At 72.6% G+C, this 21,061-nt stretch carries 19 protein-coding genes; 6 read left to right on the forward strand and 13 right to left on the reverse strand.

Going from position 1 to position 21,061, the window contains the following annotated elements:
- Nucleotides 1-362: 362 nt before the first annotated feature.
- Nucleotides 363-827 carry an RrF2 family transcriptional regulator gene (locus HNR20_RS05265; protein ID WP_184176964.1) on the reverse strand — a complete coding sequence of 155 codons (465 nt, stop codon included), beginning with the start codon at nucleotides 825-827 and terminating at the stop codon, nucleotides 363-365.
- 256 nt (nucleotides 828-1,083) lie between these two features.
- On the opposite strand from HNR20_RS05265, the gene HNR20_RS05270 reads away from it, so the two are divergent.
- Nucleotides 1,084-1,752, forward strand: coding sequence for a YceI family protein (locus tag HNR20_RS05270; RefSeq protein WP_184176966.1), 669 nt, complete (start codon nucleotides 1,084-1,086; stop codon nucleotides 1,750-1,752).
- Nucleotides 1,753-1,818: 66 nt separating this feature from the next.
- Here HNR20_RS05270 and HNR20_RS05275 read toward each other — a convergent pair whose 3' ends face one another.
- The 4 genes from HNR20_RS05275 to HNR20_RS05290 form a co-directional block, all read right to left on the reverse strand.
- Nucleotides 1,819-2,703 carry an acyl-CoA thioesterase gene (locus HNR20_RS05275; RefSeq protein ID WP_184176968.1) on the reverse strand — a complete coding sequence of 295 codons (885 nt, stop codon included), beginning with the start codon at nucleotides 2,701-2,703 and terminating at the stop codon, nucleotides 1,819-1,821.
- Nucleotides 2,700-4,148: a pyruvate kinase gene (gene pyk / locus HNR20_RS05280; protein WP_184176971.1), complete on the reverse strand. Its 1,449-nt coding sequence runs from the start codon at nucleotides 4,146-4,148 to the stop codon at nucleotides 2,700-2,702. Before pyk ends, HNR20_RS05275 begins: the two co-directional genes overlap by 4 nt.
- A gap of 199 nt (nucleotides 4,149-4,347) precedes the next feature.
- Nucleotides 4,348-5,730, reverse strand: a complete 1,383-nt coding sequence (locus tag HNR20_RS05285; RefSeq protein WP_184176973.1) for an FAD-binding oxidoreductase — start codon at nucleotides 5,728-5,730, stop codon at nucleotides 4,348-4,350.
- A 133-nt stretch (nucleotides 5,731-5,863) separates the two neighbouring features.
- Entirely contained in the window at nucleotides 5,864-6,229 is a 366-nt protein-coding gene (locus HNR20_RS05290; RefSeq protein ID WP_184176975.1) for a YciI family protein, read from the reverse strand.
- Between the two features lie 174 nt (nucleotides 6,230-6,403).
- Between HNR20_RS05290 and HNR20_RS05295 the strand changes: the two genes are divergently transcribed.
- Entirely contained in the window at nucleotides 6,404-7,276 is an 873-nt protein-coding gene (locus HNR20_RS05295) for an aldo/keto reductase (RefSeq protein WP_184176977.1), read from the forward strand.
- A gap of 25 nt (nucleotides 7,277-7,301) precedes the next feature.
- Here HNR20_RS05295 and HNR20_RS05300 read toward each other — a convergent pair whose 3' ends face one another.
- From HNR20_RS05300 to HNR20_RS05310, 3 genes are all read right to left on the reverse strand, one after another.
- Nucleotides 7,302-7,697 carry an effector-associated constant component EACC1 gene (locus tag HNR20_RS05300; protein WP_184176979.1) on the reverse strand — a complete coding sequence of 132 codons (396 nt, stop codon included), beginning with the start codon at nucleotides 7,695-7,697 and terminating at the stop codon, nucleotides 7,302-7,304.
- 12 nt (nucleotides 7,698-7,709) lie between these two features.
- A complete protein-coding gene (locus tag HNR20_RS05305; protein WP_184176981.1) occupies nucleotides 7,710-9,920 on the reverse strand; it encodes a M48 family metalloprotease in 2,211 nt (736 codons plus the stop codon).
- A 157-nt stretch (nucleotides 9,921-10,077) separates the two neighbouring features.
- Nucleotides 10,078-10,863, reverse strand: coding sequence for an esterase/lipase family protein (locus tag HNR20_RS05310; protein WP_184176983.1), 786 nt, complete (start codon nucleotides 10,861-10,863; stop codon nucleotides 10,078-10,080).
- A 204-nt stretch (nucleotides 10,864-11,067) separates the two neighbouring features.
- Between HNR20_RS05310 and HNR20_RS32635 the strand changes: the two genes are divergently transcribed.
- Nucleotides 11,068-12,423, forward strand: a complete 1,356-nt coding sequence (locus HNR20_RS32635; RefSeq protein WP_184176985.1) for a pentapeptide repeat-containing protein — start codon at nucleotides 11,068-11,070, stop codon at nucleotides 12,421-12,423.
- An 8-nt stretch (nucleotides 12,424-12,431) separates the two neighbouring features.
- On the opposite strand, the gene HNR20_RS05320 is transcribed toward HNR20_RS32635, so the two are convergent.
- Nucleotides 12,432-13,013 carry a TetR/AcrR family transcriptional regulator gene (locus HNR20_RS05320; RefSeq protein WP_184176987.1) on the reverse strand — a complete coding sequence of 194 codons (582 nt, stop codon included), beginning with the start codon at nucleotides 13,011-13,013 and terminating at the stop codon, nucleotides 12,432-12,434.
- A gap of 218 nt (nucleotides 13,014-13,231) precedes the next feature.
- Between HNR20_RS05320 and HNR20_RS05325 the strand changes: the two genes are divergently transcribed.
- The gene (locus HNR20_RS05325) at nucleotides 13,232-14,698 is read left to right on the forward strand and encodes an MFS transporter (RefSeq protein ID WP_184176989.1); all 1,467 of its coding nucleotides are present in this window, start codon (nucleotides 13,232-13,234) and stop codon (nucleotides 14,696-14,698) included.
- Between the two features lie 109 nt (nucleotides 14,699-14,807).
- Nucleotides 14,808-15,794, forward strand: a complete 987-nt coding sequence (locus HNR20_RS05330) for an SEC-C domain-containing protein (protein ID WP_184176991.1) — start codon at nucleotides 14,808-14,810, stop codon at nucleotides 15,792-15,794.
- A gap of 65 nt (nucleotides 15,795-15,859) precedes the next feature.
- Here the strand turns inward: HNR20_RS05330 and HNR20_RS05335 are convergent, their stop codons facing one another.
- Complete coding sequence (locus tag HNR20_RS05335; protein WP_184176993.1) at nucleotides 15,860-16,126, reverse strand: helix-turn-helix domain-containing protein; 267 nt, start codon at nucleotides 16,124-16,126, stop codon at nucleotides 15,860-15,862.
- A 102-nt stretch (nucleotides 16,127-16,228) separates the two neighbouring features.
- On the opposite strand from HNR20_RS05335, the gene map reads away from it, so the two are divergent.
- A complete protein-coding gene (map, locus tag HNR20_RS05340; protein ID WP_184176995.1) occupies nucleotides 16,229-17,047 on the forward strand; it encodes a type I methionyl aminopeptidase in 819 nt (272 codons plus the stop codon).
- Nucleotides 17,048-17,206: 159 nt separating this feature from the next.
- On the opposite strand, the gene HNR20_RS05345 is transcribed toward map, so the two are convergent.
- From HNR20_RS05345 to HNR20_RS05355, 3 genes are all read right to left on the reverse strand, one after another.
- A complete protein-coding gene (locus HNR20_RS05345) occupies nucleotides 17,207-17,470 on the reverse strand; it encodes a DUF6244 family protein (RefSeq protein WP_121657199.1) in 264 nt (87 codons plus the stop codon).
- 189 nt (nucleotides 17,471-17,659) lie between these two features.
- Nucleotides 17,660-18,475: a hypothetical protein gene (locus HNR20_RS32165; RefSeq protein WP_229687195.1), complete on the reverse strand. Its 816-nt coding sequence runs from the start codon at nucleotides 18,473-18,475 to the stop codon at nucleotides 17,660-17,662.
- Nucleotides 18,472-21,027 carry an FtsK/SpoIIIE domain-containing protein gene (locus HNR20_RS05355; RefSeq protein ID WP_184176997.1) on the reverse strand — a complete coding sequence of 852 codons (2,556 nt, stop codon included), beginning with the start codon at nucleotides 21,025-21,027 and terminating at the stop codon, nucleotides 18,472-18,474. The genes HNR20_RS32165 and HNR20_RS05355 overlap by 4 nt, the downstream gene beginning before the upstream one ends.
- Nucleotides 21,028-21,061 lie beyond the last annotated feature (34 nt).

Genomic DNA, 21,061 nt, shown 5'->3' on the forward strand with positions numbered 1-21,061 from the left:
TTTCGGCATCTCCTATCGACTTGGTCGACAATGCGGCACCGGCCTGCCGGGGTCAAGCCTCAGATCGGTGGATGGGACGCCATGATGCGGCTCTCCGCAGCAGCCGCCATCGTGCGGCACGGGTCGACGCGGGACCGGAGGACCACCCCGCCACACGAGCGACGCGGGACCGGAGGACCACCGCGCCACTCGAGCGACGCAGGACCGGAGGACCACCCCGCCACACGAACGACGCGGGACCGGAGGACCACCCCGCCACACGAGCGACGCAGGACCGCAGGACCACCGCGCCACACGAGCGACGCGGGACCGGAGGACCACCCCGCCACACGAGCGACGCGCAGCCCGCGAGGGGCCGACCCTCAGATCCAGGCGCGCGGGTCGGCGACCAGCTCGGTGACGCGCGCGGGCAGGGTCCCGGCGGCCACGTCGGCGATGCTGACCAGGTCCAGGATCTCCCGCTCGCTGGCGCGCAGCGCGATCCAGACTTCCTGGAGGGCGCGGGCCGGGCCGTGGTAGCCGAGCTGCTCCGGGCGCTGCCCGCGTACGTGGGCGAGCGGCCCGTCGATCACCCGGATCACCTCGGCGAGGGTGATCTCCTCGGCGGGGCGGGCCAGCCAGTAGCCGCCCTCCGGGCCACGCTGGGCGTGCACGATGCCGCCCCGGCGCAGCTGGAGCAGGATGCTCTCCAGGAACTTCGGCGGGATTTCCTGGGCACGGGCGATCTGGTCGGCCGTGACCGGCCGGCCGCGCCCAGGACCACTGGCCGTCGCGGCGAGCTCGGCGGCCGCGCGGAGGGCGTAGTCGACCCGGGCGGAGAGGCGCATGCCGGCAAGGTTAGCCGCTGCTCAGTCTGCCGGGCGGCCGACCCTCTGCCGATCGGGCACGCATCGATGGAAACTCGCGCCATTCGCGCCCGTTCCGGCCGCCGCCGAGGACTAGTGAAGTACCTCATGAACCACCGTTTGGTGGGCGCGAAAATGCCAGCATGGAGCGTCCTTATGCTGGGCGGGGGTACGACTGTCAGACCGTTTGAGCGACGCCGGGCAGCATATTGATAAACATTGGGGGGAAGGCAACACGATGACCGATATCGCCACACGCACCTGGGATGGCATGACCATCCCGGTGGCCGGCACCTATCTTCTCGATCAGGCGCACAAGCGGATCGGTTTCCTGTCCCGGCACATGATGGTGAGCCCGGTGCGCGGCGAGTTCGCCGAGGCCACGGCGCAGATCTTCGTGGCGGAGGATCCGCTGCTCTCCTCGGTGACGGCGACCATCGCGTCGGCGAGCATCACCACCGGAAGCCTCGACCGGGACACGCATTTGAAGAGTGCCGATTTCCTCGACGTGGAGCGCTATCCCACCCTCGAGTATCGAAGCACCGGCATCAAGTGGCAGGGCAACGAGGACCCCATCTTCCAGTGGGCCCGTCTGCGCAGCCATCGGCTCGGTGGGCGAGGCCGGAGTCCCATTGTCCCGCCGCAGTCCGACGGCACCCCCGGCCGATTCGTGCTCACCGGTGAGTTGATGGTGAAAGGAATCACCCGGGCTGTCGACCTTGAGGTGAATTTCGGTGGCGCCCGCACTGATCCGTACGGGCAGAACATCTTTGGCTTCAGCGCGACGGCCGAAATCAACCGCGAGGACTACGGCCTGCTCTGGAATGTCATGCTCGAGAGCGGCGGGGTGCTGGTCGGCAAGACGGTGCAGATCGAAATCGCCGGCGAGGCCATCCACCAGGCCTGACGGCGCCTCATCCCCGCCACGACGCGCCCTGTTCGGGTGCGCGCCTGGCGGGGATGGTCGACGGTCTCAGGCGCCTACCCGGCGAAGCAGACCCTCCTGGACGGCGCTGGCGATCTGCCGGCCGTCCGTGGTGAACATCCGGCCGGTGGCCAGCCCACGCGCACCGGACGCCGACGGGCTCAAGCAGTCGTAGAGGAACCACTCGTCGGCGCGGAACGGCCGGTGGAACCAGAGCGCGTGGTCGAGGCTCGCGCCGACCAACCCGCCCGGCCCCCACACCTCGCCGTGCGCGGAGAGCACCGAGTCCAGCAGGGTGAGGTCCGACGCGTAGGTGAGTGCGCAGGCGTGCAGCAGTGGATCGTCCGGCAGTTTGCCGTCGATCCGCATCCAGACGCGCTGGTGCGGGTCGGCGGGTCGGTCGCCGGGGCGGACCCAGCCGGGCTCGCCGACGTAGCGCACGTCGATCGGGCGCGGGATCTGACCCCAGATGCCCAGCCGCTCCGGGTAGCGGGAGAGCCGGTCGGTCATCGTCGGCACGTCCTGCGGCGGTGGCACGTCCAGCGGGGAGGTGGCCTGGTGGTCCAGACCCTCCTCGGCCCGCTGGAACGACGCCGACATGAAGAAGATCGGCTTGTCGTGTTGGAGGGCCACCGAGCGGCGCACCGAGAAGGACCGGCCGTCGCGGATGTTCTCCACCTGGTATTCGATCGGCTCGACCGGGTCGCCGGGGCGGACGAAGTATCCGTGCAGCGAGTGCACGAACCGCTCCGGGTCGACCGTGCGACCGGCGGCGACCAGGGCCTGACCCGCGACCTGGCCGCCGTACACCCGTTGTGGGCCGACCGGGGGGCTCATCCCCCGGAAGGTCATCTCCCCGGTCGGGTCGAGGTCCAGCACTTCCAGCAGCTGGTCCACCGCCGCCTGGCCGACCGCGACCCGACCGTCGCTCACTGCAGCGCCCGCGCCGACGCCGCGTCGACCAACGAGCCGAGCTGGTGGACGCGCAGCGTGTTGGTCGAGCCGGGGGTGCCGGGCGGGCTGCCCGCCACGATCACCACGTAGTCACCGGGGTTGGCCCGGTTGAGGCCGAGCAGCGCCTGGTCGACCTGGCGGAACATGTCGTCGGTGTGCTGCACGAACGGCATCAGGAAGGTCTCCACGCCCCAGGTGAGGGCGAGCTGGTCGCGCACCTCGGGGACCGGAGTGAAGGCCAGCAGCGGCAGGTCGCAGTGCAGGCGGGACAGCCGTCGGACGGTGTCGCCGGTCTGCGAGAAGGCGACGAGCGCCTTGGCGTTGATGGCCCGGGCGATCGACGAGGCGGCGACGGTGAGCGCGCCACCGTGGGTACGCGGGTCGTGCTGCAGGCGGGGCACGCCGATCGAGCCGGACTCGGTGGTCGTCACGATCTTGGCCATGGTGCTGACGGTCAGCACCGGGTACTTGCCGACGCTGGTCTCGCCGGAGAGCATCACCGCGTCCGCGCCGTCGAGCACCGCGTTGGCGACGTCGGAGGCCTCCGCCCGGGTGGGGCGGGAATTTTCGATCATGGAGTCGAGCATCTGGGTCGCCACGATGACCGGCTTGGCGTTCTCCCGGCACAGCTGCACGGCGCGCTTCTGCACCAGGGGGACCTGGTCCAGCGGCATCTCGACCCCGAGGTCACCGCGGGCGACCATCACGCCGTCGAAGGCCAGCACGATGGCTTCGAGGTGCTCCACCGCCTCCGGCTTCTCGACCTTGGCCAGCACCGGCCGGAACACGTTCTCCTCGGCCATGATGCCGTGGACGAGCTTGATGTCCTCGGCCGAGCGGACGAAGGAGAGCGCGACCAGGTCCACGCCGAGGCCCAGGGAGAAGCGCAGGTCCTCGGCGTCCTTCTCCGACATGGCGGGGACGCTGACCGCCACGTTGGGCAGCGAGACGCCCTTGTTGTTGGAGACCGGGCCGCCCTCGGTGACCAGGCAGCGGATGTCGTTGCCGGTGACGTCGGTGACCTCGACGGCGACCCGGCCGTCGTCGATCAGCAGCCGGTCACCGGGCTTCACCTCCTGCGGCAGCTTGCGGTAGGTGCAGGAGACCCGCTCCTTGCTGCCGAGAATGTCGTCACCGGTGATCACGACCGAGTCGCCGGTGCGCCACTCGTGGGGGCCGTCGGCGAACTTACCGAGCCGGATCTTGGGGCCCTGCAGGTCGGCGAGGACCGCCACGGGCTTACCTGCCGCCTCGGACGCCTCCCGGACCAGTCGGTAGACCGCCTCGTGGTCGGCGTGGCTGCCGTGGCTGAAGTTGAGCCTCGCCACGTTCATGCCGGCCTCGACAAGACCCCGGATGCGCTCCGGGGACGAGGTGGCGGGACCCAGAGTGCAGACGATCTTTACGCGGCGTGTCACGCCCATCAGGCTAGTCTCTCCTTCAGGTCGGACTCGGGGCCGACCCATTGCAGGCAGCGGAACATGTGTCCAACAACGCGCGGTGCGCGTCGGGCCGGCGGGCGGAACCGCACCGGGAACGTTGTGGCGACGGGCAACGGCGACCGCGCGCCGGGAATCGTACGCCTCCGTCGCCGTGCGCTGTCGGGGTGCTCCCGACAGACGCTCACCGTGGATGCCCCGACGGCGGCAGGGTGGGCACCGCGGTGAGCAGGTCACGCGGGTCGTAGTGGCGCTTGGCCCGGCGCAGCCGCGCCCAGTTCGTGCCGTAGGCGAGCCGGACCCGGTCGGTCTCCTCCGGGGCGAGCAGGTTGGGGTAACCACCGGGCAGGGCGTGCGGGGCGAGCGCCGCCGAGGTGCGCTCGGCCCACTCCCGGTGCGGCCCGGTCTGCTCGCCGGGCGCCCAGACCGCGATGATCTCGGTCAGCAGGTGATCTCTACGCAGGCCGAACGCCGTGTCGGCGAGCCGGACCCGGGTGGCCGCTCCGTGGAAGTGGTGCAGGGCCAGCGCGGAGAACGGCGAGCTGACCTGCCGGGCCGCGTCGACGAGCGCCTCCCCCGCGCCGTCGGTCAGCGCGGGCAGCCAGCGGGTACGCAGCAGGTAGTGGTTGCCGTCCACCATCCCGCCGTCGAACATCCGCAGCGCGTCCGCGTACGGCATCGGGGCGATCTGGTCGACCAGCGGGCTGCCCAGCGCGCGCAGCCGCTCCAGCCACGGCAACCCGGCGTCCAGGTCCGGGCCGCTGTAGAACGGGCAGACGAAGACCACGGGCTCACCGGCCGGGCCGGGCAGGAAACCGGCCATCACGGTCAGCTCGTCCGGGGCCTCGGCGATCAGCGCCCCGTAGCCGCGCAGCACGGCCGGCGCCTCGGCCAGCGCGAACATGATCATGCCGGCCAGCACGGCGGGCAGCCGGTGCGCGCGGAAGCGCAGCTCGGTGACCACGCCGAGGTTGCCCCCGCCGCCGCGGAGCGCCCAGTACAGCTCGGCGTCGTGGCGGGGGTCGGCGGTGACGCGGCGACCGTCGGCGAGGACCACCTCCGCGCCGAGCAGGTTGTCCAAGGTCAGACCGAACCGGCCGCAGAGCGGGCCGTACCCGCCGGCGAGGGTGAGCCCAGCCATGCCGACGTCGCGGACGACACCCGTCGGCACCACCAGGTCGTGCGGGCGGGCGGCGGCGAGCAGCTCGGCTGACGTGGCGCCGCCGCCGATGGTGACCGTGGCGTCGTCCGGGTCGACCCGGACGTCGCGCAGCCCGGTCAGGTCGAGCACCAGGCCGCCGTCGCGCAGCGCCCGACCGGCCCAGTCGTGCCCGCCGGAGCGGACCGAGAGGGGCAGGTGGCACCGGGCGGCGATGCGCACCGCGCCGGCCACCTCGTCGTCGGTCAGGCATTGGGCGACCAGTACGGGCGTGCGGTCCACCGCGCCGTTCCAGAGCCGGGTGGTGGTGACGAAACCGGGATCGCCCGGCTCGTGCAGTCGATCGCCGAGCAGGGCGCGCAGCCGGGCGGTGGCCGTCGCGACATCGGGGGTGGCGGCGGAGATCATGGCGACTCCTCGACCGGGGCCGACCCAAGGCTTCCGGGTGCGCCCCGGCGGCGGCCCTCGCTGGGCGCGACCGTAACACCGGCATAGCGCCGAGCGCCGTCGTCATCACGACAGCCGCCGATTGAGCGGCAGCTCAGCTCTCGGTCTTGACCAGCGGAAACTCCAGGGACCCGGCCGGGCACAGGAAGCTCAGCACGTCCACCCGGTAGAGCCCGGCCTGCACCGCCGGGTCGGCCTCCAGCACGCTGCGGACGTCGTCGACGCTCCCGGTGCGGGCCAGCCCGAAGCCGATCGGCGGCTCCGGGTTGCGGGCCGGCCCGTCGATCGACCCGGCGACCAGGACGATGCCGCTGCGCTGCAACGCCTGCATGTGCTCGGCGTGCTCCGACTGCAACCGCTGGACGGTCTCGGGGGGCAGGGCCCGTCCGGCCGCGCCGGGATAGATCACGATGCACTCGTACGTGTCGAGCGCGAAGTTGACCTGCGGCACTCCCGCCATGGGTGCTCCCTCCGCCGTCGCGCCGGCATGCGCCGGCCCCGGCCAGCGTCGCACGTACGCCCCGGTCGTAGCGGGCGCTTGCGGGCAACTGGCCTCCCCGGGCAGGTGACGTGTCCACGCACACAGTCGGCCGACACGCGGTGCGACGACCGGGTTCCGGGGGATGATCTACCCATGGCGACCAACATCAGTGAGCAGCCCGCGAAGGCGTCCGGCACGTACCGGATCGGCGGGGACGTCACCGTCAACCGCCTCGGTTACGGGGCGATGCAGATCACCGGCCCGGGTGTCTGGGGCGACCCGAAGGACCCGGCGGAGGCGGTGCGGGTGCTGCGCCGCGCCGTCGAGATGGGCGTGACGTTCATCGACACCGCCGACTCGTACGGGCCGTTCGTCTCGGAGTTGCTGATCCGCGAGGCGCTGCACCCGTACGCCGAGGACCTGGTCATCGCGACCAAGGCCGGCCTGAGCCGCTCCGGCCCGGGCGACTGGCGTGCGCTGGGCCGCCCCGAGTACCTGCGTCAGCAGTGTGAGCTGAGCCTGCGCCACCTCGGCCTGGACAGCATCCCGCTGTACCAGCTGCACCGGATCGACCCGAAGGTGCCGCTCGCCGATCAGCTGGGTGAGCTGGCGTTGTTGCAGCAGGAGGGCAAGATCCAGCACATCGGGCTGTCCGAGGTGAGCGTCGCGCAGATCGAGGAGTCTCGCGCGATCACCACGATCGCCTCCGTGCAGAACCTCTACAACCTCGCCAACCGCAGTGCCGAGGACGTGCTGGACTACTGCGAGCGCAACGACCTCGCGTTCATCCCGTGGTTCCCGATCGCGACCGGTGAGCTGGCCCGGCCGGGCGGCCCGCTGGACGCCATCTCCACCGCGCACGGCGCGTCGCCCGCGCAGCTCGCGCTGGCCTGGCTGCTGCGCCGTTCGCCGGTGATGCTGCCGATCCCCGGTACGTCCTCGGTGGCGCACCTGGAGGAGAACGTGGGCGCGGCCGACGTGCGGCTCACCGACGACGAGTTCGAGGCGCTGGCCAAGGCGAGCTGACGCGCCAGGTTCGGACGCCGTCGGTTCAGCCGGCGGCGTCCGAACCGGGCTCCCGGGCGGCCCGCAGCGCCTCGGTCGCCTGGGCCAGCAGGCGGGCGGAGTCGGTACGCCCGCTCACCTGCAGCTCCACCTCGGTGTCCCCGGCCTGGATCCGGATGCTGGCCTCGGTGCGCTGCTGGTCGACCCAGGACTGCAGCAGGTTGAACAGCCCCGGAAGCAGCCCCTGAGCCAGCACCGCGATGATCACCGCGTCGCTGAAGCCGGGCCGTCCCCCGCCACCGCCGCCGGCCTGGCGGACCACCGGCCGGTACTGCGGGCTGCGGTGGATCCAGTCGAGCAGGGCGACTGGCGGCGGTTGCCGGTGCCGGGGACTGATGGTCAGCCGCACCGGCTGGCGCGCGGCGGTGTCGCTGTCGGTCACTGTCTCCCCCGGTCAGTTGGCGGTGGGTCGGAAGGCGACGGTGTCTCCGTCGACGGTGGCGACACCGGCGACGCTGAGCTCCTGGTCGTCGGTGAAGGGTGAGCTGGTGCCGAAGTACGTGGTGGTGCCGCTGACCTGCACTCGGCCCCGGGCCTCGAACTGTGTGCCGACCTGGGCGGTGTCCGGTCCGGTCAGCTCGACGGCGAGCCGCGGGTAGTCGAGGATCTTCCAGGTGACCTTCTGCCCGGCGCTCGCGTTGTAGTAGCGGAACGGGCAACCCTCCGGTGCGGCGACGGTCTGCTTGGCGCACTCGTCGAGCCAGGCCCGCACCCGGGCTTCGACGGCCTCGACCGCCGACGGCTTGAGCACCGGGACCAGTTGGAGGGTGGCCGCGCTCTGCCCCGGGCCGACCGTCACGGTCGTGCTCGGTGTCTCGCTGAGGGCGGTGGACGGGCCGGTCGCGGTGTAGCCGCCGGGCAGCAGCACCAGCGCGGGCCCCTCGGTGGCGGCCGGCAGGGCCACCCCGTTGAGCTGCACCCCGGGGCCGGCGACCGGGACGTCGAGCGGGATCAACCCACCGAGCAGTTGCCAGCCGTGGAACAGCCCGACGGTGGCTTCCTCGTCGCGGTGCAGCCCTACGGTGACGGTGTGCCGCTCATCGCCGAGCCGGTACGCCACGGCGGCGGTGGCGCTGTCGCCGTCGCGCTCCAGCGAGTTGATCTCGACGTCGGTCGGCGGTTGGTAGCCTTCGCCCTTCAACAGTTGGGCGAGCAGTTTGCGATCAGTGACGCTGCTCTGGTCACCCAGGAAGTCGAGCGCGGCGTCGCTGTCCCGGTCGGCGAGCGCGGAGAAGTAGCCCTCGACCGTTGCCTGGGGCCGGAAGAACGCCCACTGCACCACGCCGAGCCCGCCGGTGCCGACGCAGGCGGCGAGCACCAGAGCGCCGACCAGGAGCCAGGTCCGCCGGCTGCCGACCGGACCGGAGTTGCCGAACAGCCGCTCGGCGGTGACCGGAGCGGCCTCGGGCGTCCCCGGCGCGCCGGCCACCGACGCCAGCTCCAGTTGGTCCAGCCGGAGTTCGTGTGGCGGGTGGGTGGCGCAGACCGCCTCGTCCCAACCACTGCGACCGCTCTCGAAGGACAGTCGGCGCTCCAGGATGCGCCGCATGCCGTCGACGTGGCCGGTGAGCACCGCACCGAGGTCGGCCCGGTACTCGGCCGCGCGGACGTCGCGGGCGTGCAGCGGCAGCACCACGTAACGCATGGTCAGCAGCACCGGCCAGAAGAACAGGAAGACCACGAAGTTGGTGGCCGGGTGCGGGAAGGTCCGCATCAGCCAGGTCGGCAGGGCGTGCGCGAGGGTCAGCGGCAGGCCGACACCACGGACGAAGGCGCTGGTGATCTCGTCCCCGGTGCGCCAGTGCACCAACTCGTGGCTGAGCAGCGCGGCGACCTCGTCGTCCGGTTCGGTCAGCACGGCGGTCGTGACCACCACGTGCCGGGCGTACGTTCGGGCGTTGCTCAGGACGGGGTCGTCCTCCATCAGCAGCCGCGGCACGCTCGGCAGGCCGAGTCGCCGGGCGGATTCGTCCAGGATCGGGCGCAGTCGCGCGGACTCCCGGCGGCTGGGCTGACGGGCGCCGGAGACCACCAGCAGGCGTGGTTCCAGCAACACCCGGTAGAGCGTGTAGAGCACGCCGATCAGCGCCGCCGCGACGACCATGCCGACCAGCCCGGTGAACAGCGCGAACGGCTCGTCGGTGGTGCCCAGCCAGGGCAGCACCAGCACGGAGAGGAAACCGGCCAGGAACCCGACGACGAAGCCGACGACGCCGCCGAGGACCCCGCCGGAGCGGCTCAGGAACGCCTCCAGCAGCGAGCCGATCAGCGGGGCGTCGCGCAGCACCGAGGGCACCTGGTCGTCGGCGCCGAGCCCGCCGGCGAAGAGGCCGACGGCGGCGAGGCTGAGGCCACCCCAGAACGCCAGCAGCAGTGCGATCGGCAGGTAGAACCAGGTGGCGACGAAAGCCCCGAGCACGCCCCGCCAGTCCCGCACGATCCCGGCGCGCAGCCAGACCAGCGCGCTGGGGAAGCCGGGTGGCCGGTCGGCGAACCCGCCGGTGGGCGGCGGCGTGTCGTCCGCCGGCGGTTCGGCCGCCCGCACGTCGAGCTGCGGCACGGTAGGCGGCGTGCCCTCCGGCGGCACGGTGTGCGGCTCGGTCATGCGCGCTGCTCCTTCGGAAATCACGTCTGTCGGGAATGGACAGCCGGAGCAGGTTATCGAGCGTGTCCGATGTCCGCCACACCGTTACGGGTGGGAAGTCGGCAATCCGACGTGGCCGCGCGGGTGGTCCGGGCTCGAACCACCCGCGCGGACCAGGTCAGAGCGCCAGGCAGTTGGGTCGCACCGGGCCGTCGACCAGGGCGCCACGCACGATGGTGTACGACGTCCCGTCGAGCACCAGGCCCAGGTGCCCGACCACCCGCAGCGGGCAGTACGCCTGGATGAGGACGTTCGTCGCGCCATCGTTGACGACGGCGTTCCCGGTCGGGCGGATCAGCTCGTCCTGCAGCGTGCGGATGGTGGTGTAGCGCACCGACCCGGGAGTGTCGTCGCCGGCGTTGAGGTCGGCGAGGAACGCGGAGCCGATGGTCATCTGTTGGCAGGCCACGATGCCGGCGCAGCTGCCCAGGCCGAGGAACGCCACGATGTTGGCCACGTAGGTGCCGTACTGCGGTGAGCCCAGGCTGACGTACCGGCCGACGGTGGCGGTGCCGCCGAGCCGTTTGAGGTAGTAGCGGGCGACCAGTCCGCCCTCGGAGTGCGCGACGAGGTCCACGGCGGCCGCGCCGGTGCTGGCGCGGACCTGGTTGACGTAGGTGGCGAACGCGCGGGCGGAGGTGGGGATGTCGCCGAGACCCAACCCGGGCAACTGGTAGATGAAGGCGCGGTAGCCGTCACCGCGCAGGCGGGCGGCGATCGGCTCGTACGCGACGGCGACGCCGCTGAGCCCGCCGACCACGATCACCGGGTTGGCGGCGGCAGCGGCTTTCGGGGCGGCCACGGGATCGGCGGGGGCCACGGGATCGGCGGTCGCCGGGGTGGTGAAGGTGAGCAGGGCCGCGGTGACGAGGGCCAGGACGAGGGCGGTCTTTCGGAGCAGCATCGCTGCACCTCCGGGGGGAGGCACCCGGCGAACCGGGCAGGTGGGTGGGGGTGTCCGGTCGACCGTGCGACGATGATGCCCGCAACAATTTGGAAACGTCAATGACTTGTTACGCGCCAGTAACCCGTTGTTCCGGCGGGGGCGCAAACGGGCATACCGTCAAGCTCCATATCGGACCTGGTCGGTGGCTGGCATGCTGTGGCCGTGGCTGTCGACAAACCCACCGCGCACCAGCTGCGAGTGATGCCGTGGTGGCTGGTCCTGGTCGGCCTGCTGGTCGCCGCGGCCCTGGGCTGGCTCGTGCTGGACCTGCTGCTCACCGAGGCCGACCGGGCCAGCCAGCCGGACACCCGCGCCACTCTGCGCATCGACGCGATCCGCACCGGCCTGACCGTCGTCGCCGGCACCGGCGGAGGGCTCGCGCTGCTGCTGGCCGCGCGGCGACAGTGGATCACCGAGCGCGCCCAGCGACACCAGGAGGACGTCGCCGCCCAGGACCAGGCACACCGGGACCGGGTGCAGTCGCACGCCGAGGCGGTGGCCGTAGCCGCGCAGCGCCACCAGGATCGGCAGTCCAGCGCGGCCGAACATGACGCGGCCGAGCGTCGGCTGACCGAGCTCTACACCCGCGCGGTCGAGTTGCTCGGCAACGACAGCGCGGCGGTACGCCTCGGCGGTCTGCACGCGCTGGAGCGCCTCGGTCAGGACAATCCGGGGCAGCGCCCGACGATCGCGGCGGTGCTCTGCGCGTACCTGCGGATGCCGGCGGGCAACGGCGAGCCGCGCGAGACGGAGGTTCGGCGCACCGCGCAGCGCGTGCTCACCCGGCACCTGCGCGCGGACGACGCGGCCTACTGGCCGGAGGTCACGCTGGATCTGGCCGGAGCCCGGCTGGTCGACTTCGACGCCGCCGGCTGCACGCTGGTCGACGCGAACTTCACGGCGGCGGCGTTCACCGGCACGACCACCTTCGCGGGCGCGGCGGCGCGGGGGCGTCTCCTGCTCGGGGCGGCGGTCTTCGGTGACGTGGTCTTCGACGATCTCAACGCCGACGGGGAGGTCGTGCTGGACGGTGCTCGCGTCGGCGGTTCGGCCAGCTTCGACGGGGCCGCGTTCGACGGCCTGTCCTGCCGGCGGTCCAGCTTCGCCGGCCCGGCCTCATTTCGTCGGGCGACCTTTGGTCAGCCGACCAGCTTCGACGCGACCCGCTTCGAGGAGGACGCCACCTTCCGGGAGGCCGAGTTCGTCGGCGCCCTGTCGATGGAGCACACCGAGTTCGGCGGGTCGGCCAGCTTCCACGCCGTCCGTTTCACGAACATGGCGCTGTTCCGCTGGACGATCTTCGGCGCGGAGGCGCTGTTCGACCGCGCCCGCTTCACCGACGCGGCGAACTTCGGCCGGGCCCGGTTCCACAGCATGGCCAGCTTCCGCGACGCTCAGTTCAGCCGGCCACCGCAGGTCGACCAGGCCCGGGCGGTGACCGATCCTGGTCACCGGTGGCCGACCGGCGCCGTGGTCGAACGACTCGACGACGATTGGCTGCTGCTGGTCGACCGCTGAACGGCGGGTCAGCGGGTGGCGGCTGAGGGACGCAATCCGTCCAGGGCCACACCGAGCACCCGGTCGCGCTGCTCGGACGACGGGAACTGGGCCATGGTGAGACCGCTGATCAACCGCACCACGTCGTCGAAGCCGATGTCGTCGCGGACCACGCCGGCGGCCTGCGCGCGACTCATCAGCGGCTCACCGGCGGCGTAGATCTCCGTGCGGCAACTGGCGAAGATCTCGGAGTCGTGCAGCAACTGCTCGGCGAGCGCCCGCTTGGTGGCGACGTACGCGACGAACCGGTGCAGCCAGGCGACGAGGGCGTCCCACGGGGGCAGTTCGGCCAGGTCCTCGGCGGAGCGGCTCAGCGCCCGGACCTCCTCGACGTAGACCGCCTCGAACAGGTGACGGCGCGTGGGGAAGTTGCGGTAGAGCGTGCCGATGCCCACGCTGGCCCGGCGGGCCACGTCCTCCAGGGAGGCGGCCGCTCCGTTCTCGGCGAACGCCTCGCGCGCCGCAGCGATCAGGGCGTCGTAGTTGCGCCGCGCGTCGGCCCGCTTGGGCCGCTGCGCGAAGACCTCGGGCACCTGCCCCGCGCTGGTCATGACGTGCGTCACCTCACCTTGGTTGCATCCGGAGGCAACCCTCCGCTAGCTTAGTGGAGGCACCCCTCCGGAATCCCGGAGGCCTGCCTCCGGTTAGCTTACCTCGGGACCCGCCCGATCGCCGCCTGGCCACCCGATCGCCCGGACCCGACATCAGAGCCCGTCACCGACGGCGGGCGACAAGCCTCCTTCCGTACGTAATCAGGGAGTTTTCTCTCGTGGCAGTGACTTCCCGACGCAGCTCGCGTCGGCTCACCTTCACCGTGCTCGCGGCCGGTGCCGGGTTCTTCGCGATGCTCCAGTCGCTGATCACCCCGGTGCTGCCGACCATCCAGCAGGACCTGCACACCTCTCAGAACACCGTGACCTGGGTCCTGACCGCCTACCTGCTCTCCGCGTCGATCTTCACGCCGATCCTCGGACGAGTCGGCGACATGGTGGGCAAGGAGCGGATGCTGGTCGTCTCGCTCGCCGCGCTCGCCCTCGGCTGCCTCCTGGCCGCCATCGCGCCGAACATCGGCGTCCTCATCATCGCCCGGGTCGTGCAGGGCATCGGCGGGGCGGTCTTCCCGCTGTCGTTCGGCATCATCCGCGACGAGTTCCCGGCCGCGCGGGTCTCCTCCGCCGTCGCCGCCATCTCGGCGATCGTCGCCGCCGGCGGTGGGCTCGGCATCGTGCTGGCCGGCCCGATCGTCACGGCGTTGGACTACCGGTGGCTGTTCTGGATCCCGATGGTCGTCGTCGGGCTCACCGCCGTCGCCGCCCACCTCTTCGTCCCCGAGTCGCCGGTCCGTACCCCCGGACGCATCGACTGGCGCGCCACCCTGCTGCTCTCCGGCTGGCTGGTCGCGCTGCTGCTGCCGATCAGCCAGGGCGCGGCCTGGGGCTGGACCTCTCCCCGGGTCATCGGCCTGCTGGCGCTCGCCGTGGTGCTCCTGGTCAGCTGGCTGATCTCCGAGGTGCGCTCGGCCAACCCGCTGATCGACATGCGGATGATGCGCCTGCCCGGCGTCTGGACCACCAACCTGGTCGCGCTGCTCTACGGCGCGTCGATGTTCTCCATCTACGCGTTTCTCCCCCAGTTCGTGCAGACCCCGACCGTCGCCGGCTACGGCTTCGGCGCCAGCATCAGCCAGGCCGGTCTGCTCATGCTGCCGATGCTCGTCGCGATGTTCGTCGCCGGCCTGGTCGCCGGTCGGCTCCAGGCCGTCTTCAGCGCCAAGGCGCAGCTCGCCACCGGTGCCGCGTTCAACGTGGCCGCCTCCGCGATGCTCGCCACCGCGCACGACACCCGCTGGGAGGTCGCCGTCGCCGGTGGCCTGGTCGGCCTCGGCATCGGTCTGGCCTTCGCGTCGATGGCCAACCTGATCGTCGCCAGCGTGCCCGCCAGCCAGACCGGCGTGGCGACCGGCATGAACGCCAACATCCGCACCATCGGAGGCGCAATCGGCGCCGCCGTGGTCAGCGGCGTGATCACCGCGAACCCGCAGGCCAACGGCCTGCCCCGGGAGGCCGGCTTCACGACAGGGTTTCTGGTCCTCACGGCGATCGCCCTGGCCGCCGCGCTCGCGGCGCTGGCCGTCCCGTCCGCCCGGCGGGCGTCGTCCGGTCGCCGGCCGTCCACCGCGACGATCGTCGAGTCGGAGCTAGCCGGCGAGTTCGCCACCATGCCAGCTACCCGCTGACCCAGAGTGGAGCCCGGGGCGGTACACCGCCCCGGGCTCCGCTGTATCCGGCGGCCTCGGGAGTACGCTGGCCGCTTCCCCGTCCGTTCCCCGTCCTCAGGATGCGCCCATGTCCGAGTTGCTGACCGCCGACCGCATCGAGGAGATCGGCTCCCTGGGCTCCGAGAGCCCGGACCCGGCCGCGTTGGTCGCCGAGCTGGTGGGCGCCGTCGACGAGGGGCGGGTCGCGGACCCCGACGACACCGGGTACGCCCTGCTGGTCGCCGCGGACATCCTCACGCAGGCGGGCGACCTGGCCGACGCGCTCGCGCTGGCCACCCGCGCCATCGCCGAACAGCCGGACGATGACGGGTACGCCAGATCGATGCGCGGTGGGCTGCTGTTGCGCCTCGGCCGGGAGGAAGAGGGCATGGCCGAGCTGTCGGCCCTGCGCCCGCTGCTGGAGACCGACCCCGACGCCACGTACCTCATCGACGACCTGGCGGGCGCCGGCCGCACCGAGACGGCGCTGGAGTGGCTGACCGCCGCGCTGGACGCGATCCTGGAACGGACCCGGACCCAGCAGCACGAGTCCGAAGACGCGCAGGACGAGGCCGCCGCCATGATCTACGGGCTGGCCCAGGGACGGCACGACCTCCGCGAGGAGATCGGTCTGCCGCACGACGAGTACGACAACCTCGCCGACCGGCTCCGCGCCGCGAGCAACCACGCGCTCGACGGGCTGGACGACGGCCCGGCGACGCTGCTGTTCTGGCCGCAGGCCGAGTACGACGCGCTGCTGACGCGCTGGCCCACCCTCAGCGGCAGCTACCCCGCCACCTGGGACGAGCACCGTGCCCAGATCGAGCTCGCCCTCGTCGAGGCGTCCGGGGTGGGTGGCGCGGACCTGGGTGTGGTCGTCGGCTCCGTCGCCGGGCTGACGGCCTTCGCCGAGCGGGAGGACCGCGACCCCACCGACGAGGAAACCCAGGACGAGTACGCCGACTCGCTCACCGGGGCCGACCTCAGGTCCTGGCCGCCCGGCCGCAACGACGCCTGCTGGTGTGGATCGGGCGCCAAGTACAAGAAGTGCTGCCTGCCGCGCTCGCGCGGCTGACCGTCCCGGCCAGGGCCCATCGAGTTCAGGTCGTTTCGCGTTCAGGTCGTTTCGCGGGTGTTCCCTCAGGACGCTTCGCGCACCCGGACATCGGCCAGCCACACCTCGGCCAGGTCGCTGAGCGCAACGCCGAGAACCTCACTGAGGCAGACCACCGTGCCGAACGCGGGTGCCGGGAGCCGCCCCACCTCGATCTTGCGGAGCGTCTCCGGCGAGATGCCGGCCGCCAGGGCCACCTCGACGGGGCTGCGGTCACCTCGCGCGACCCGAAGCGCCGCCCCGAGACGTTGCCCCGCTGCGATCTGTGCGGGTGTGAGCGGTGGGCGAACCATGTGAGCAGGATAGATCCGCCTCCGCGCACCGGCAACGCCATCACGATGGACGCGCCGAGCAGCGTGGTATAACTATACCGGCAACGGAAGGGAGGGTGGATCGTGATCGAGCTCAAGTCCCCCGAGGAGATCCAACGGATGGCCGTGACCGGCCAGTTCGTCGGCGAGCTGCTGGCGGAGCTGCGGGCGGTCGCCGCCGTCGGGGTCAACCTGATGGACCTCGAGCACCACGCCCGCCGCCGGATCAAGGAACGTGGCGCCGAGTCCTGCTACTGGGACTACTCGCCGTCGTTCGGACGCGGCCCGTTCCGCAACGTCCTGTGCCTCTCGGTCAACGACGCCGTGCTGCACGGCCTGCCGCACAGCTATGCGCTGCGCGACGGTGACCTGCTGAGCATCGACATGGCGGTCGGGATCGACGGCTGGGTCGCCGACTCCGCGCTGTCCGTCATCGTCGGCACCGCCGCCGCGGAGGACCTGAAACTGATCGAGGCCACCGAGGTCGCGCTGGAGGCCGGGATCGACGCCGCCGTGGCGGGCAGTCACCTCGGCGACGTCTCCGCCGCCATCGGCGAGGTCGCCCGCCGCTACGGCTACCGGGTCAACAACGAGTTCGGCGGGCACGGCATCGGCCGCACCATGCACGAGGCCCCACACGTGGCCAACGACGGCCGCTCCGGCCGGGGCATGAAGCTCAAGCCCGGCCTGACGATCGCGATCGAGCCGTGGTTCTGCCGCAGCACCGACAAGATCAAGTTTGACAAGGACGGGTGGACGATCCGGTCCGCGGACGGCTCGCGCACCGCCCACTCCGAGCACACCGTCGCGATCACCGAGGCCGGCCCCCAGGTGCTGACCACCCGCCCCGGGCACGGCACGACTCCGGGCAACCGCAGCGGGCAGTCCGCCGCGACGTCCTGACCGACGCCGCCTCGGGTCCCAGGGTCAGGAACGGTCCACCCCGACACAAACGGCCCGCTTGAGGCACGCGGCCCGCTTGATCCACTCAACATCGCCGATGTGGCGGTGTCCTTGCGGGGAGACACCCCCACATCGCCGATCCGGAGTGGATCCAGGTGGTCAGTTTCCCAGCGCTCGGACCTTGGCGATCGTCTCCTGAACGTGTTGCTTCGCCGGGTCCCCACCCTGGGACGCCTGAGCGAGGGCCTGACGATACGCGTCGATCATGCCGATGAGGGGGCCTGCGGCCACGCCCTCCAGAGCCCCGGCGACGAGCGCCCGTGCCTCGGCTGCGTCCTGGGCCGCCGCTGCGGTCTTGGCCTTCGCTTCGTCGAGCTTCTGCGACGCCGCCGCCAACCGCGCGATGATCTGTGCTGCGCTCACGCGCGCCCTCCCCTGGTCGACCATCGCCTCCACCGCCGCACCGGCGGAGACCACATGGGAGCGTACGAGATCCGCGCACTGAGCGCGACCGCCCGCTCGCAGCCGACAAGTCCAAGGTCGACTCGATATCGAGTGGATCATGCCCGGGGCGAGCCCGAGGCAGGTCCGAGGCGGGCTGGGGGCAACCTGTCAGCCGCGCAGGCCGCGGACCATCAGCAGGTAGGCGCAGTAGGCCATCGGCACCAGCAGGAAACAGATCAGGAACCCGAGCGGCAGATAACGCGGCGGGGCCCCCTCGATCATGGCCGGTCGCCCCCACCGGCCCAGCACCAGGTACCCACCGAAGAACGCCACCGCCGGCAGCCCCGCGCAGATCCACGCGCCGAGGGTGAAGCCGTCGACCAGGCCGACCCCGGAGGCGAGCACCAGAGCCAGCATCACCACGCCGGCGGCCGCCGCACAGCCGGCGTAGATGGCAACCGACCGAGCCAGCGGTGACCACGTCGGCAGGAGCACCGGCCGCTGGGCGAGCAGCTCCGCCTGCTGCCCGTGCCGGTCGGCCTCGTCGGCCATCCGCCGGGCGAGCTCCAGCTCCACCGCCGGGTCGACCGGCACCGCGCGCTGCGCCGGCACCGCGCCCGCCGGGCTCACCGCCGTCGGCAGCGCCAGCCGCGCCTCCCCCGCCGGCACCTGGGGGTACGCCCCGACCCCCGCCCACCCCGGCGCGCCGGCTGCGCCGGCGGGTCCCCCGTTCCCCGATCCGGGCGCGGTGAAAGAGGGCTCCGCGGCAGCGGCAGGGGCGGATGCCGGTTGGTGCAGGCCGATCGCTCGACCGAGTTGGTCGAGGCGCTGCCCCTGGATGGTCAACCTCTGCTGCAGGTAGTCGGCGGCGGCGTGCAGGTCACGGCGGCGCTCGGACTCGGCGGCGGCGTGCTGAACGCCGGCGCGGTGCTGCTCGGCGAGTTGCCGGGCCAGCGCCGCGTACTCCTCGAAGGACACTGTCACCGCTCCAAGTCCGGCTCGTGCCCGTCGCCGACGAACGGGACGATCAGCCGGGTGCGCTGGTCGTGCCGGTCGACCAGCAGCGCCCGGTCGGCGCGGGGCGTGTAGGCCAGGTCGTGCATCCCGAGGTGCAGGGCCAGCTCGGACCCGGGCACGTTGAGCGCCACCAGGCAGGCGACGTCGTCACGGTTCTGGGTGCCGCCGAGGTCGTCGGCGAGCCGCCGCAACCCACGCCACCAACCGAGCAGGTGCACCCCTTGCCCGGGCCCCTGGCGCAGGAGTGCGCGCAGGTCGTCCAGGCCGGAGCGGAACGTGCTCGGGTCGGCGGCCCCGAGGACCGGCGCGGCGGCGTCCATGCCGAACACCACCAGGTATTCGCGGCCGGTGGGCTCGGCGGCCAGCGTGGCGATGCGCTCGCGCAGCCCGGCCGCGTCGAGGCGCCGCACCGGGTGACCGGCGGCCCGCAGGACGGTTTCGGTGTCGTCGGCGACCGGGCCGGCGGCGGTGACCAGGGAGGCAAGCGCGAACCGGGCATCACCAGGGGTGTGCTGGCGGGCCAGGCTCAGCGTCGCGGCGCGCAGCACGTCCGCGCCGGTCGGTGCGGTGCCCACCACGGCGAGGTGCCGGCCGGGGGTGGTGTCCATCAGGAACAGCGCGGTGGTGCCGTGCACGTCGACCGTCCGGCCGACCAGGGCCATCGGGCGTCGGCCACCGGGGCGCAGCCCGGCGAAGGTGGGGTCGTCCTCGACCCGCGCGGCCTCGTACCCCTTGAAGACCGCCGGTGCCCGCGAGCCCGGCGGGCGGGCCTGCCACAGCTCGTGGCGCAGTGCGGCGAGGTCCGCCGCGGCGGCATGCGCGTCGGGGAAGCGCAGCACGGTGTCGGCGCCGACCGCACCGGCGGCGGTGTTGACCACGGCCGAGCCGATCGGCAGGGCCGCGGCGGCGTCGTTGAGCTGGTCGAGCACCCCGCCACCGCCGGGCAGCGCCACCCGTAGCGCGAACTGCCCGAAGATCGCCTCGGCCCGCCCGTAGAGGGCCTCGATGCCGGTCATGCTCTGGCTGGCCAGTACCAGGTGGATGCCGTACGAGCGGCCCTTGCGGGCCAACTCCTCCAGCAGGTCGACGGACTCGCGGGCCAGCGCGTCGTTGCCGGCGAGCAGCACCTGGAACTCGTCGATGACCGCCACGATGCGCGGCAGCGGGTTGTCGCGGGGCAGGTCGGCGAGTTTGGTGACGCCGTGCCGCTTCAGGGCGGTGGCCCGGCGTTGCGCCTCCCGGCGAAGCTCGCGCAGCACGGCGAGCCCGTACTCGCGGTCGGACTCGATGCCGACGGCACGGGCGTGCGGCAACCACGACGGGTCCCGCCCGGTGGGCACGAACTCGGTGAAGCTCACGCCCTCCTTGAAGTCGAGCAGGTAGAGCTGCAGCTCGGCCGGGGAGTAGCGTGCGGCCAACCCGTAGAGGACGTCGAGGAGGAACACCGTCTTGCCGGCGCCGGTGCGCCCACCGACCAGCCAGTGCGGGGTGGCGTCGTCGAAGGCGAGCGTCAACGCATCGTCGAAGGCGCCGGTCAGCGGGGTGCCGCCGGCCCGACCGATCACCGTCCGCAGGCCGTTGCCGGCGGACTCGACCCAGCGCCGCTCGGGCAGCAGGTCGGTGAAGGGCAGCGCGTCGGCGCGGCGGGCGGCGGCGCCCAGGTGCTCGGCGAGCGCGCGTACCGAGGCGGGCGGCGGGTCGCCGTCGAGCAGGACGGGTGCGGCGAGGCCGGTGCCGTCGGCGCTGAACGGGGTGCCGGGTGGGTCGCCGACGTACGCGTACCCCTGGTTGAGCCGGACCGCGGTGGTGCCGCCCAGCGTCGTCGCGGTCTCTCCGGGCTGCCGCGACGGGTGGCCGGCGAGCAGCACGCAGACGGCGGCGGCCGGGCCGGCGTGGGTGAGCGCGGCGAGCCGGGCCAGCTCGCGCGGCGGTGGCGCGGCGGTGGCGACCACCACCAGCAGGTGCCGGGCGGCGGGCTGGGCGTGCTGCGCGGCGCGGGCGTGCTGCTCGGCGGCGTCCAGCAGCGCGGCCACCTCGGCCTCGCCGGTGGCCGGCGGGTCGAGCACCCCCGCGTCGAGCAGGGGGCGCAACGGGCCGAAGGTGGCGCCCACGGCGGCGGTGTCGATGCCGGCGACCCGGACCTGCCCGGGCGGTGCGGTGGCGACCAGCCGCAGCACCAGCGCCCGCAACAGCCCGGCGACCCGCGGGTCGCGGACATCGGCGTCCAGGGCGAGGTGGTGGCCGCCGCCGAGCGGGACCAGCACCGGGAAGCCGCCGTCCGAGGTGGACGCCTCGCCGATCCGCACCGCGGCCGGCTCGTCGGTCAGTGGCGTGGCGTTCGGGGTGGGAGTGGCCAGGGCGCCGCCGAGGCGGGCGAGGCGGGCCACCAACTCCTCGGCGCCGGCCGGCGCGACGGCAACCGGTGCCGTGCCGAGCGCGCTCCGGGCGGTGTCCAGGTGCGCCCGGGCCGCCCGGTGGGAGGCGACCGCCTGCCGGTACGACGACGCGAGCCTGCTCAACCTCTGCCCCCAACGCCAACGGCCGCCTGGTCCC

Source organism: Micromonospora parathelypteridis, assembly GCF_014201145.1.
GTDB lineage: Bacteria > Actinomycetota > Actinomycetes > Mycobacteriales > Micromonosporaceae > Micromonospora > Micromonospora parathelypteridis.